Genomic DNA, 13,710 nt, shown 5'->3' on the forward strand with positions numbered 1-13,710 from the left:
ACTAAGTTTAGAGTTAAAGATATTGATAAATTATTTAAAGATTACTGTAATGATTTATTTGGTATTTAGCTATAGATTTGCGAATAAGAGAATGGCAGTGCAGTAATGAAAAATGTCTCAGTCTAAATGATCGAGATATTAATGCTGCAAAGAATATTCTTGCGCTTGGGCATAAGCGTCTAGCTGTAGGAATCACCTCCGTTTAAGGGAGGTGAGGATGTCAATTTGGTCTCAACTTATAAAGACCGTGAAATCAATTCTTTCATAATTTCATTGGTACCGGCATAGATGCGGTTGGCACGGTTATCAAGATAGGCACGGGCAATAGGGTATTCCAACATATAGCCATATCCGCCATGCAATTGTAGACCCTCATCTACGACTTTCGAAAACATCTCTGAAATTTTATATTTTGCAGCGGCTGCAGCATCAACCCCTAATTGTTCAGAGAGTTGCAGTTCCATGCATCGATCGAGATAGGCACGACAGAAATCGATTTCTGTCCGCAGTTCAGCCAGTTTGAAACGCGTGTTTTGGAAGCTCGAAACCGTTTTGCCAAAGGCTTTACGCTCCTTGGCATAGTGTACCGTATGGGCAAATGCCGCCTCTGCGCCCGCTTGGCAGATAATTGCCACCAATATGCGCTCCCAAGCGAGCTCTTTCATCAACATCATAAAGCCCATGCCTTCCATACCGAGTAAATTCGATTTGGGTACGCGTACGTTATCAAAGAACAGTTCGCAGGTATCTTGACCTTTCATGCCAATTTTATGCAGTGGTTTGCCTTTGCTAAATCCTGCACGATCTGCTTCGACCATAATTAAAGATAAATTGGCAGAGCCTTTATCGCTATCACCTGTTTTGCAGACTACGATCGTCATATCGCATAAGTAGCCATTGGTAATAAAAATCTTAGAGCCATTGATGATGTAGTCGTCACCATCGCTGACCGCAGAGGTACGAACAGCTTGTAGGTCTGAACCTGTACCGGGCTCGGTCATGGCGATGGCTGTTACTGTTTCCCCAGAGGCCATTTTTGGCAACCAATATTGCTTTTGTTCTTCATTACCAAAATTGTTGATGTAATTGGCGACAATGTCTGAATGCAAAGAAAAACCCGTTGCAGAGTCCATGGCATAGGCCTGTTCTTCAATCAAAATCATGCTGTAGAGGCGATCGACGCCAGAACCGCCATAAGCTTCAGGCATGGTCGGACACAGCAGTCCCATCGCGCCCGCTTTATGCCATAAGTCACGGTCTACATGTTGTTGTGACTCATATTTTTCAATATTCGGAACCACTTCTTTTTCGTAAAATTTACGCACAGTTTCCCGAAATGCATCATGTTCTGCATTAAACAGGGTGCGAGGTAGCATATTGTTCAGTGGGCGAATCGCTCCAGATTGCATATTAAAATTTCCTATCTTTTTATTGCTTTAACTCAAAGTATAAGAATCATCCACGGACGGCAATGTGAAGAAGATTCAAAAGTGGCAGGATGACTGATGGTTTTGGTCAATGCGGCTAAAACATTCCACCAAGGGCAGTCGGATAAGGTAAACTATAGCGGTTCAAAGATTGGGGAATACAAACAATGACTGATGATATTAGCTTAGAAGAGCGCAAAGTAATTTATCGTGCGCGTCGTGGTTTAAAAGAGATCGATGTGTATTTTGATCCCTATGTGAAAAATTATTATTTACAAGCAGATGCTGCTGAAAAAGACATGTTCGCTGAACTGGTCGCAGCTGAAGATCCAGATTTACTGGATTGGTTTATGGAAGTGAGTGAACCACCGCGTCCTGAATTAAAGACATTTATTCAAAAATTAAAATTTTACGTACATGGATAATCGTCAATTTAAACTGAAACGTAGCGCTTTGTCGCACGCGTTTCAGTTTTTTATTTTTACTGTACTGATGATCCTCTTGTATCAAGTCGTGTCTCCGCTCATTTGGGGACTGTTTTTCTGTTTAGGATTGGTTGTTTATCTGTTGTTTTTTCGCAGAACCTCGCAAGTCTCTAGCTTGGAATATTTGGATGGACAGGACTGGAGCTTACAACGCATTAACCAACCTGTGCAGCGCGTTCAAATCAGTCATATTTTTGATCATCAAGTATATATCGTGGTGTATTTTATGCATGCACGTGCTAAACCGATGATTATTTGGCGTGATCAATTGTCTTTAAAACAGTGGAAATCACTCAAAGTATTGGCAAAAATGATCTAATTGTTAGACAACTTGATTTTTTTTGTATTATTTAAATTATTTTATTTCAATACTTTAAATTGTTTTTGATATTTCGTTGTCAGACAATATCTAAGTTTATTGGCAAAATATTTAAATTGTCTGACAATTTTCCCATGTGCTGCTTTTTTCTCCCTATATATTGGCCCTTAACTACAGCGTATTTAGGAACTCATCATGATGATGCCAACCTGAAGTTTCTGGTGATCGTGATTGTGCTCACAATTATTATCGGATGACTGGGAACAATGCTGAAGAAGCAGTTATTTTATAAATAAGCAAGTTTTCTGCTTTCACAGTTAATAAGTAGCATGTGCCGAACCGTCGCTATGCTACTTTTTTTTGCCCAAAAATTAGTCTTTGTGAAAAATCAGTCAATTGCATCCAATCTGAATCATGGCACAGTGTGTCTCTTAAATTAGAGCAAATACTCTTTAATTCAATTTTTGCTTCTGATATGTTTGTCGTGATGGACATAAACACAATTATAGAGGACAGGAAAATGTCGAGCGTCCAAAAAATATGCCAGGGTGTGGCAGTTATCGCAATAACAAGTACATTATTTTCGGGTTGTTCACAGGTTGTGAAAACAGGTGCCAATGTTGCACTCGGCTTTACTGAAAAACATATTGTTCCACCTATTTTGGCGATGGATGATGCTGAAATGGTGTGTAATTCTGGGAATTCTCTGACCCCTGCCATTATGGCGACCAAAGATATGGGTGCAGACCCGACACGTGTAGCGGTATTGATGTATTCGGCAGCAGGAATTTGCGCTGAGCAAAAAGCCCTTAATGCGGAGCTACGCTATTTACGCGCTTCAAAATTAAATCAAGTGACCGAAGCACAGGATGCGCGAGTCGAGCAAAAACGCTGGGCGGCACTGGCGGCACAGCGCCAATATACCGGCTATCAATTATTCCAAGATCGTTACGAGAAAAAATATAACAAACAGTTAGGCGAAGGTTGCCCAAAAATGAGCAATGACATTGATCAAACCGTGTATATGCTCGGGATGCTCAGTGGTTTACAAGCGATGACTAATGATATCAACTCAGGTGGTGCAGTAAATGTGCCGAAGGACATCGCGGCGATTGTTGAGCGCGGCATGGTGTGTTTGGATAACGAAAAATTCTGGGGTGCACCGAATGCAACTCGCGCAGCGATTTGGACGCTATTACCGGGTGCAGGCGATGGTAAACCAGATCCGTATCAAACTCTGAAACAATCCGCACAAATTGGTGAGCAAAAAGGTGTGCGTCTATCGCATGCCTTATATGCGGTTGCAGCACAAGCCAGCGGTGATGACGCCAAAATTCGCGATGCACTGCGTACTTTTGCACAAGCACGCAGCGATGAAAAACCGGTCAATCCACAGTTTAAACTGATTGATAGCATGGCAGAGAGTATGGTCAAAGGCATTTCAGATCGTTATTGGACTGAACATACAGGCGTGCGTACAGGGGATGGTGGTATGGAACATTTTTGGGATGAAAGTACCGACAGTTCTGAATTAGATGATCTGTTTGAAGGTGGTTAGATGATCGTTGGAAGTATCATCATCGCTTAAATTCACCATGAATGCTGTGAGTAAGGAGAGCCAAATGAAAAATCAGTTTTTAATGCAGAAAATTGTTTTTTTAGCGATTTTTATCTCTCTTTGCGCTTGCCTGCAAGTATTTCAGGATCAATTTACCTATTTACGAGCAGATTTGTTTGCTGATTTCTGGCGACTTTGGACCGCCCATTGGGTTCATGTGGGCTGGATTCATTTCGCATTGAATATGCTGGCTTTTATCTGTTTGCCGTTTATTTTTCCGCGTGTTGCGGTCTGGCATTTCATTGCCATTCTGCTGACTCTTTCCCCCTTAATCAGTTTAAGTTTCTATTTCTTTTTACCTGATATTGAAGCCTATGCGGGTTTATCTGGTGTCTTGCATGGGGCTTATGTGACGGTTGCATGTGTGCATCTGATGTATAAGCGTGAGCGGAACTTTGCAGCCTTGGTGTTGCTTTTAATATTGGCCAAATTGGTGTGGGAAAATACGGTCGGCAGTACTGGAACGGCAGAGTTAATTGGTAGTCCAGTCTTGGTGGAGGCACATTTACTGGGTGTGATTTGGGGGATGGTCATCGCAGTTTTTTATGTTCTAGGATGCTATGTTTTTGATAAAGAATAAGTGCTCTGTGATTCAGTTGACATAAAAAACCAAAAAGAAAATTGATATTGTCATTTTTATTTAAGCAAGATTGATGCAAATTTAAACGGAATAACAAAACAGCATGGTGAGAGGAAGGAACTTCTCAAGCCAGAAAGATGAGATGACTGTGTCAAGCAGCCATTCAAAATAAAAAATAGGAAGACTCATGCAAAATGATGAACACAACAGATCGGGGATCGTTGGTCTGTTAAGTTATATCTGGACAGAATGGATTTCGACTTTTGTCATTCTGATTTTATTGTTATTGACGCTGTTAATTGGTACAGGTGAGATGATCCATGGGCAGTTGCTGCGTATGGGTGAACGTCTCTATGGTGATCCTGCAACAGGTATGCAGTACTCTTTTTTAAGGGCTGAACCGAGCAAGCCTGAGTGTAACCGCCATCCTGATGTCGATGCGATGGTGAAAACTCAAATGCAAGCCAATGCCGCAGATGAATTTGCTGATTTTTTTGGCACTGCATCTGAAAATGATGTGCGTACCTCTATTTTGGCTGGCGTGCAACAGTGTGAAGAAAAATATCAATTTTATGATCAAGCCATGCAGCATATGGAGGCACATCCAAGTATTCGTGCCTATCGTAATTTTGAAACCGGCTTCTTTGGTGTTTTTAAATTCGGCACCGAAAATCGCGCGATTCTTTTAATCTTTATGGTGGTTCTGGCTGCAATTAGTGCCACATTAAAAATCCATCATATTGGCTTACGTGGTCCTTCCACCAAGATGGATTATCGAGTTTATAGCCTATTAATGAGCTTCGGTAATGGACTATTAACCTATTCCAGTATGAGCCAATTTAATTCAGTGAAAAATTCGGGTGTACCTATGTCAGCCGAAACCGAATTGATTTATTGGATGTGGATGATTTTATTTTCAGTGCTGACCTTGATCAGTATTTGGCAATTGTTGAGTCCACCGAAAAATGCAAAAGCGGGTGGGAGTATTGGTTTTGCTTTCCTGAGTGTGCCTTTGTATGCCTATATGGCGTTGATTACAGGTATCGCCTTTATTTTCTTCATGGATTATCCAATGGGGCAAGGCATTTACTTGGGGCAGTTGGTCGAATTCTCGAGTATTTTCCTCAATTTAGCCCTCTTTATTTGGGCAGGGATGTTGCTGAAGCAGACTCGGGTTGTGGATCTGTTTTTAAATATTTTACGTCCATGGAACTTGGCACCTGAAACACTCACGTGGCTGATTCTAATTGCAGCTGCGTTGCCAACAGCCTATACCGGTGCGTCAGGGATTTTTGTCATTGCGGCAGGGGCGATTATTTATAAAGAAGTGTGGAATGCCGGTGGACGTCGTCAATTTGCTTTGGCGGCAACAGCCATGTCGGGTTCGCTTGGGGTGGTTTTACGTCCATGTCTCTTGATTGTGGTGGTGGCGTCCTTAAACAAAGAAGTGACCACGGATTTACTCTATCAATATGGTATTTATACCTTCCTGCTGACCTCAACCTTATTTTTAATTGTGTCCTTGTTCTTTGCAGAACATAAATTTCGTATTGCAGCACCAAATGTCGCGGCACCAAAATCAGGGCGTGCTTTCCTTGCGGTTGTTCCTTATATTGCAATTTTTGTACTGATTTGGATGTTCTATAAATACTTATTAGACACCGATTTAAATGAATTTACGGCACCGGTAATGATGCCAGTTATTTTATTGATGATTGTGTTGTTTGATAAATTACGTCATCAGCCTGCTCCTTTGCCAGCAGTGGGGCATTGGGATGAAACACTGACAGCAAATTATGGTGCCAATGGCGAACTGGCTTTAGCCGGAGCGCAGGTTGCGCATGTCGAATACCGCGAAGGATTACATGGCAATAGCACAGATGATGGACAGTCTGCGAATCATACGGTGGCTCAATCCAGTTCTATGCAGATCTTACGTCAAGTTGGCTTTTGGAAGTCGATGCATATTTCGACCAGTGAAACGGTGGGGCATATTGGTGCCTTAGTCATCTTGATGGCATTGTCGGTGAGCGTGGGTGGATTACTAGAACGTACCGAGGTGATGAGCTTCTTCCCAACGGATATTAGCAGTACCTTCTTGGTGATCACCTTGATTGTCGGGCTTATGGTGTTTGTTGGGATGATTATGGACCCATTTGGTGCGGTGATTTTAATTTCTGCGACGGTTGCCCCTGTGGCCTATCAATATGGTATCCATCCTGTACATTTCTGGATGATTACCCTGATTGGTTTTGAGTTGGGCTATGTTACACCTCCTGTGGCACTGAATCATCTCTTAGCCAGACAGTCGATTGGAGATGCGGAAGTGAATGAGGCCGATGCGGAAGTTCGCCATCTTTCATTCTATTACCGTTATGAACGTTGGATTTTGCCTTTAATCGTGCTGTTCCCAGCGATGTTGATTATTGCCTATGTCCCGTACTTCTTTAAATTATTTGGTTGGTATCAGTAAGTTTTAACTTGCCGCCAAACCATAAAAAGCATCTTCGGGTGCTTTTTATTTTCGCTCAATTCTAAGTTTTCACTTAGTCCTTTTTCTTAAATTTGGATTGCAACCGTGGACTACACAACAAGATGGCAATAAAAATAAATACGAAACCTAATATGCTATAAAAGTCCGGTGTTTCATGCCACAGCAGAAAACCCCAAATACCAGCGAAAATAATGGCCACATAATTGACGGGACCAATTTGTCCGGCAGGGGCAAGTTTATAGGCATTTGACATGAAAATTTGGCTGATATTGGCCAGTAGGCCCGCACTGATTAAAAAGACTAATTCTTGTGCATTGTAGGGACGCCAAAGCCAAAACATAGGAACCATCGAAATCAGTGTGCCAAAAAAGCAGAAATAAAACACGATACGTTCGGGCGGTTCAGTTGATGTGAGTGCACGTACGGTGACAAAGGCCATCGCAGCAAGGAAACTGGCCGTCAACCCAATCAAGGACAGTTGGTTAAACATTCCTGCATCAGGTTTCGCCACACATAACACACCGAATAAACCGACAATTGCTGCGAGTAACATACTTGCCGTCATTTTTTCTTTTAAAAATAACCATGCAATCAGTGGAATAAAAATGGGCGAAGAATAGGTAAAGACCATGGCATTGGATAAGTTTAAATGGGCAATGGCATAGAAAAAGCCATACATTGCCATCAATCCAACCATTGAGCGCCACGTATGCATCCACAATTTTTCAGTTTTAAAAAATGCTGTCCCTTTTTGGAAAATAAATGGCAAGAAAATAAATAAGCCCACTACATTTCTGAAAAATACGATCGTAGCATTATCCACAGTATGTGACGCATAGCGTATGCACACACTCATCATGGAAAATAGCAGGGCAGACAGCATGAGTAAGCCAATCGCTTTAGCGATGTGATGTGTGGTAGGTAGAAACATAAAATAAAGGCCAGAAAATCCGTAGATATTCTAGCCTATATTCGGTTTGGGAAGGTTAAAGTGACTTTATGCTTAATTGATCTATGCAGTAATGATCTATTATTTCACTTGTTGTGCCAATTGTGCTTCAAGTAATTTGATTTGTTCTTCTTTGAGTTGAATCAGTTCATCAGCGTCCTGATGTTGCTGTGTTAAAGTTTTTTCCTGATCATTCAATTGTTGTTGAATATCATCCAATTTTGCAATTTCTTCTTTGGCCAAAGAGGCATTTTCAGGAACAGCACTATCTAAAATGTCTTCTTCAACGAGTTTGATTGTTTCCGTTTCTGCTACAGGTGTAGATTCAGTTTGAATCGGCACAGCCACAGGTGGTTTTACAGGTGCGGCCATCATTTCTTCCTGATGTACCGATTTTCCATCTGTACTGCTGCTCAACCATTGATATGCGAAAAAAAGTGCAATCAGTACGGTCAAACCCCCAATGATTCCCATTAAAAGTTTGGGATTATTTCTTTGATCTACTTGCATTATGTGACCTTAAGCTTTATTTAGGCTGGCGCGGCTTAAATTGAATCACACCGATATCGTCTGGTACGGCCGGCTGCTCAGGTTGATCGACATGTGTTGGTCGATTTTCACTGTAGCCACAATCAATGCATTCAATCCACTCATCGTCACCTGAGGTCAGCATGACAACCCGATCCATGGCCTGGCATTTAGGACATTTTGCACCTGCAATGAATCGTCGTTTAATGGTCATCATACTTACCTTGAATCTAACTAAGGCCCTTAGTTTAAGCGTTTTTAGATGCGTTCGTCCAACCTTGATGACGTAGCAAAGCATCTATTTTTGGCTCGCGTCCGCGGAAATTGATAAATGCGTCAAGTGCTGTATCTTTTCCGCCAACTGCTAGAATAAATTGTCTAAACGACTCGCCAGTCGCGGTATTAAAAATACCCTCAGTTTCGAAACGATCAAAGGCATCACTTGCCAAAACTTCCGCCCATTTGTATGAATAATAACCAGCAGCGTAGCCGCCAGCAAAAATATGACTGAAGCCATGTTGGAATCGGTTATCGCTGGTGGTCGGTGTAACGGCATATTTTTGGCGAATTTCATCTAAGGTTTTTTGAATGCCAGCAGCATCTAAAGCAGGATTGGCTTTGTGAATATTTAAGTCAAACATCGCAAATTCAATTTGACGTAACGTTTGCATACCCGATTGGAAGAAACGTGCATCTTGCAGCGCTTTAAGTAAATCTGCGGGCAAAGTTTGTTTCGACTCAATATGTTCACTGAGTAGATCTAGACTTTCTTGATCCCAAGTCCAGAATTCCATGAATTGACTTGGTAATTCCACAGCATCCCATGCCACGCCATGTGTGCCTGCTACAGCAATATTATCCACTTCAGTTAACATGTGATGCAGGCCATGACCAAATTCGTGGAATAAGGTCGTCACTTCATCATGGGTGAGGAGTGCAGGTTGATCGCCTACAGGTGGAGTAAAGTTGCAGACCATATAGCAAATGGGTTTTTGTAAGCCGCTCTCTGTTTGCATACGTGAGCGGAAACCACTCATCCATGCGCTGCCACGTTTGCCGCTACGTGCGTAGAGGTCAAAGTAGAAGCCACCAATGACTGTGCTGTGATCTTCAAGTTCAAAATAGCGTGCATCGGGATGCCAAACCGGAGCCTCACGTTCCACAATTTGAATGCCATACAGACGATTCACGATACTGAACAAACCTTGAATAATTTTTGGCGCAGGGAAATAGGGTTTCAGGTCTTCTTGCGAAAGATTGAATTGTTGAACTTTAAGTTTTTCAGAATAAAACGTGGTATCCCAAGGCTGTAATTCGGTGACGCCATCTTGGGCAGCAATGGCTTTGAGTTCCGCAATTTCTTTTTCTGCAGGTTGACGCGCATGTTCAGCCAATTCAATTAGGAATTGATCGACGGTTTCAACATTCGGTGCCATTTTGCTGGCCAATGACAATTCGGCATAGTTGTTAAAGCCAAGTAAGCTGGCCATTTCCTGACGCAGTTTTAGAATTTCTTCCATCACCGCAGTATTGTCAAACTCAGGTTGATTGGATTGATCGGAAGCGCGGGTGGTATAGGCTTTATACAGAGCTGAGCGAACTTCGCGATCTTCGGCATAAGTCATAATGGCGATATACGAAGGAAAATCCAGAGTCGCCACGGCTTGATCCAATTCACGTTGCTGACCATATTGTTTTAGTAATTCAACACTGCCTTGTGGCAGGCCTTTGAGCTGCGCTTCATTTAAAGGTTTGAAATAAACTTGCGTTGCATCCAGTACATGGTTGGAGAAATCGGAAGAAAGCTGAGATAAACGTGCAGAAATTTCAGCATAGCGTTTTTTGGCATCCCCTTCGAGTGCCACACCTGAAAGTTTGAAGTCACGCAAAGCCAGTTTAATCGCACTTTGCTGTGCAGCAGGTAGGGTCGTGAATACACTATGATCATGGATGTGTTGATAGGTTTGGTACAGCGCGGTATGTTGACCCAGCTCGGTATAGTATTCGCTTAAGCTCGGTAATAAAGATTGGTACAATTCGCGAGTTTCGGTATTGTTCATTACCGCATTCAGGTGAGAGAGCACACCCCATGCTTCACTCATATTATTTTCGAGGGTATCGACTTGTTCTAGAGTGTCGAGCTGCTGTTGAATCGATGTAGGAAGCTCAGTCAGTTCATTGAGGAACTGTTGTCCTTGGCGAATGGCAGTTTGGATTTTTTCTTTCAGTTGATCTAAGGTAATTTGATCAAACTGTGGAACGGGTAAAGTTGCCTTTTCGAAAGTCATATTTTCTACTGCATAAATATCCTGTGTTAAGTATAGAAGTAAGGCTTGAGGGCGGGGAAATCAAGGTTTCGTTGAGATTTATTGCGCTGAGGATTAAATAAGTAGCTTTTATCGATTAATCACGAAATAAAAGAGCGCCGAAGCGCTCTTTTCTCTAAACCTTAATCCGCAGACGATTTGGCATTGGATTTTTTCTTTTTCGGTTTGGATTTTCTCTTCACTTTATCTTTAGCCTTTGTTTCAGATTTTCCTGCAGATTTTTTAGCAGGCTTTTTGCTGAAAGAGCTGGGTTTGGCTTTACCTTTTTTACGTCGTATGGGCTGTTCCCCATCTTCACTGGGATTGGTTTGGCTGCGCTCAGAAAAGACCTCTTCTTTGGTTTCGGGTTTTGCTACACGTGGCGCACGGCTACGAATGGCACGACCTGCATGACTGAGCTGCTGAACCAATTCGAAGTCGATTTTACGTTCTTCTAAATTCACACCCGCAACTTTAATTTTAACCTCATCACCTAAGCTAAAGACTTGGCCACGTGATTGACCAATTAAGCTTTGGCTTGGTTGATCATACACAAAGAAGTCATCACCCAATTGGCTCACATGAATCATGCCATCAACATACAGGTCTTTTAAGGTCACGAATAAACCAAATTCAGCGGTCGCACTAATGGTACCAACAAATTCTTCGCCCAAATGTTGCTGCATATAATGACATTTCAACCACGTGGTCACAGAGCGAGACGCTTCATCGGCACGACGTTCAGTCGCTGAGAAGTGCTCGCCAGCATCATCTAGTGATGCGCCTGAAATTGGATACGGTTTTTTCTTCAATTGTGCTTTGATGGCACGATGTAGCAAGAGGTCAGGGTAGCGACGAATTGGAGAAGTGAAGTGCGTATACGCTTCATAAGCCAGGCCAAAGTGACCTGAATTATTGGCCCCATAATAGGCTTGCATCATTGAACGTAATAACACGGCATGAATACTTGGTGCATCAATACGGTCTTTGGTTGCCTCGATTACGGCTTGGTAGTCAGCTTGTGTCGGTTGCTCAGGGAAGGGCAAGCCCAATAACTTAACAAAGTCACGAACTTTTTGGATACGCGAAAACTCTGGTGGCTCATGCACACGGTACAGCATTGGAATTTCATGTTTCAATGCATATTCAGCGGCTGCAACGTTGGCCAATAACATACATTCTTCAATCAGCTTATGTGCATCATTACGTGTACGCGGCAGAATTTCCTTAATGCCACCCAGCTCATCAAAGGTCATGTAGGTTTCAATGGTTTCAAATTCCATGGCATTACGTTCGGCACGTAAACCTTTTAACACTTGATATAACTGGAATAAGGTATTTACCGATTTACGTACATCACGATTTTCGGGAATAGCCTGACTATCGCCCTCGAAGTATTCAGCCACTTGGGTATAAGTTAAACGCGCTTTGGAGTGCATCACACCCGGATAGAATTCAAACTTCGTTACACGACCCGCACGAGATAAATTCAAATCGCAGACCATACATAAACGGTCGACATCTGGATTCAATGAACATAAGCCATTCGAGAGTGCTTCAGGCAGCATCGGTAACACGAAGTGCGGGAAGTACACCGAAGTTCCGCGTTCTTGTGCTTCATCATCCAGCGGTTTGCCGGTACGGACATAATGACTGACATCGGCAATCGCCACCACCACGCGATAACCACCGCCGGGGCGTTTTTCAGCATACACCGCATCGTCAAAGTCACGTGCATCTTCACCATCAATGGTGACTAAAGCTAAATCGCGTAAATCCACACGGCCTTCACGTTCTTGTTCCGAAGGTTCTTTAAAGCTATCGGCTTCTTTTTGGACTTCTTCTGGAAACTCATACGGCAGACCATATTCCAAAATGGTTTGTGGAATAATAATTTCAGTGTCCGCTTTATCCGCCATCGATTGGACAATATGACCAGTAGCAAATTCTTCTTTGGTTGGATAACTGTCAATGGCGATACGCACAGAGTCGCCCAATTTTACCTTGGCATGTTCAATCAGCTCTTTTTCTAAGGTAATGGGCTGATGCGCATTTGGATTGGCGGGTTGAATAAAATATTCACCTTCGTATTCTGAAACTTTACCAATAATTTCTTTTACGCGGTGCTGGAGTACTTCAGTTACAAAGCCCCACGCTTTACCTTTACGGTCAACTGAGGTTTGACGTACCTTAACGCGGTCACCATTAAAGACCTGACGTAACTCGCGCTCAGGCAATAATAAGTCATCTTCACCGCTGATGTTGGCTGTACCCAGACCTTTAGAATTGATATAGACCGTTGCTTCATGAGTCGGTTGTTCAGCGGCAAGCTGGAACTTAAATCCATCTTTCATCAACTGACCATCTCGAACCATCGCAATCAGACGATGGCTCAGGGCATCAATACTTTTTTGATCGGCAATTTCGAAATGTTCCACAAAGTCAGCATGTGACAAGGGGGTTTTGAGTTGTTCAATCGTCTCCTGGATCAGAGTACGACTAGGAATAGGATTTTCATAACGTTCGGCTTCAGCTTTCGCTTCAGGATCGACCCAGTTTTTCATAATGTTTTTGACTTCAAATCAGAAGATTAGGATTAGCATAAGTCATGCACGTAGATACTGCACGTACTTGATTGCAATAAAGTGTTTTAAGTCGACATTTTACGATGTTTAGGCTGTAAAAGTCTGAGAGGAAAGTTGGAAATTTAGTGCTTTAGCCTAGAAAATTTGAAAAATCGTTTAAAAAACATCTAATCGAGTAAAAATATGCAAAAAATATAACGACTGTGCTTGCAGTCATACCCTGATCTTTGTATTATGGCCGCACGTTACGGTGAGATGGGTGAGTGGCTGAAACCACATCCCTGCTAAGGATGCATACGGGCAACTGTATCGAGGGTTCGAATCCCTCTCTCACCGCCACGATTTACTTATGTCGCGCTCATAGCTCAGCTGGATAGAGCACTTGGCTACGAACTAAGGGGTCGGGAGTTCGAATCTCT

General features: G+C 42.5%; 11 protein-coding genes, 1 tRNA gene and 1 pseudogene. 7 read left to right on the forward strand and 6 right to left on the reverse strand.

From position 1 onward, the window contains the following. Positions 1-74 precede the first annotated feature (74 nt). Positions 75-206: pseudogene (locus ACN6OV_RS00690) on the forward strand (RNA-guided endonuclease TnpB family protein); the annotation flags it as partial. A gap of 30 nt (positions 207-236) precedes the next feature. On the opposite strand, the gene ACN6OV_RS00695 reads toward ACN6OV_RS00690, so the two are convergent. Then, positions 237-1,409 (reverse strand): acyl-CoA dehydrogenase family protein, encoded by a 1,173-nt coding sequence (locus ACN6OV_RS00695; protein WP_427948784.1) that lies wholly within the window; start codon positions 1,407-1,409, stop codon positions 237-239. Positions 1,410-1,594: 185 nt separating this feature from the next. On the opposite strand from ACN6OV_RS00695, the gene ACN6OV_RS00700 reads away from it, so the two are divergent. From ACN6OV_RS00700 to ACN6OV_RS00720, 5 genes are all read left to right on the forward strand, one after another. Next, on the forward strand, positions 1,595-1,852 hold the full coding sequence (locus ACN6OV_RS00700; protein ID WP_427948786.1) for a succinate dehydrogenase assembly factor 2: 258 nt from the start codon (positions 1,595-1,597) through the stop codon (positions 1,850-1,852). Then, a complete protein-coding gene (locus ACN6OV_RS00705) occupies positions 1,845-2,231 on the forward strand; it encodes a hypothetical protein (RefSeq protein ID WP_427948788.1) in 387 nt (128 codons plus the stop codon). The genes ACN6OV_RS00700 and ACN6OV_RS00705 overlap by 8 nt, the downstream gene beginning before the upstream one ends. Positions 2,232-2,751: 520 nt before the next feature. Then, complete coding sequence (locus ACN6OV_RS00710) at positions 2,752-3,789, forward strand: hypothetical protein (RefSeq protein ID WP_427948790.1); 1,038 nt, start codon at positions 2,752-2,754, stop codon at positions 3,787-3,789. A 64-nt stretch (positions 3,790-3,853) separates the two neighbouring features. Further along, complete coding sequence (gene rrtA / locus ACN6OV_RS00715; RefSeq protein WP_427948792.1) at positions 3,854-4,429, forward strand: rhombosortase; 576 nt, start codon at positions 3,854-3,856, stop codon at positions 4,427-4,429. 187 nt (positions 4,430-4,616) lie between these two features. Further along, on the forward strand, positions 4,617-6,902 hold the full coding sequence (locus tag ACN6OV_RS00720; protein WP_427948794.1) for a TRAP transporter large permease subunit: 2,286 nt from the start codon (positions 4,617-4,619) through the stop codon (positions 6,900-6,902). Between the two features lie 73 nt (positions 6,903-6,975). Here ACN6OV_RS00720 and ACN6OV_RS00725 read toward each other — a convergent pair whose 3' ends face one another. From ACN6OV_RS00725 to rnr, 5 genes are all read right to left on the reverse strand, one after another. Then, positions 6,976-7,854, reverse strand: a complete 879-nt coding sequence (locus ACN6OV_RS00725) for a DMT family transporter (RefSeq protein ID WP_427948795.1) — start codon at positions 7,852-7,854, stop codon at positions 6,976-6,978. A 99-nt stretch (positions 7,855-7,953) separates the two neighbouring features. Further along, positions 7,954-8,382 carry a hypothetical protein gene (locus tag ACN6OV_RS00730; protein ID WP_427948797.1) on the reverse strand — a complete coding sequence of 143 codons (429 nt, stop codon included), beginning with the start codon at positions 8,380-8,382 and terminating at the stop codon, positions 7,954-7,956. A gap of 16 nt (positions 8,383-8,398) precedes the next feature. Further along, complete coding sequence (locus tag ACN6OV_RS00735; protein ID WP_427948800.1) at positions 8,399-8,608, reverse strand: YheV family putative zinc ribbon protein; 210 nt, start codon at positions 8,606-8,608, stop codon at positions 8,399-8,401. Positions 8,609-8,648: 40 nt separating this feature from the next. Then, positions 8,649-10,688 (reverse strand): M3 family metallopeptidase, encoded by a 2,040-nt coding sequence (locus ACN6OV_RS00740; RefSeq protein WP_427948799.1) that lies wholly within the window; start codon positions 10,686-10,688, stop codon positions 8,649-8,651. 161 nt (positions 10,689-10,849) lie between these two features. Next, positions 10,850-13,273, reverse strand: a complete 2,424-nt coding sequence (gene rnr / locus ACN6OV_RS00745) for a ribonuclease R (protein ID WP_427948802.1) — start codon at positions 13,271-13,273, stop codon at positions 10,850-10,852. 267 nt (positions 13,274-13,540) lie between these two features. On the opposite strand from rnr, the gene ACN6OV_RS00750 reads away from it, so the two are divergent. Then, positions 13,541-13,630 (forward strand) — tRNA-Ser (locus ACN6OV_RS00750). Positions 13,631-13,710: the final 80 nt, after the last annotated feature.

Source organism: Acinetobacter sp. (genome assembly GCF_050285345.1).
Lineage (GTDB): Bacteria > Pseudomonadota > Gammaproteobacteria > Pseudomonadales > Moraxellaceae > Acinetobacter.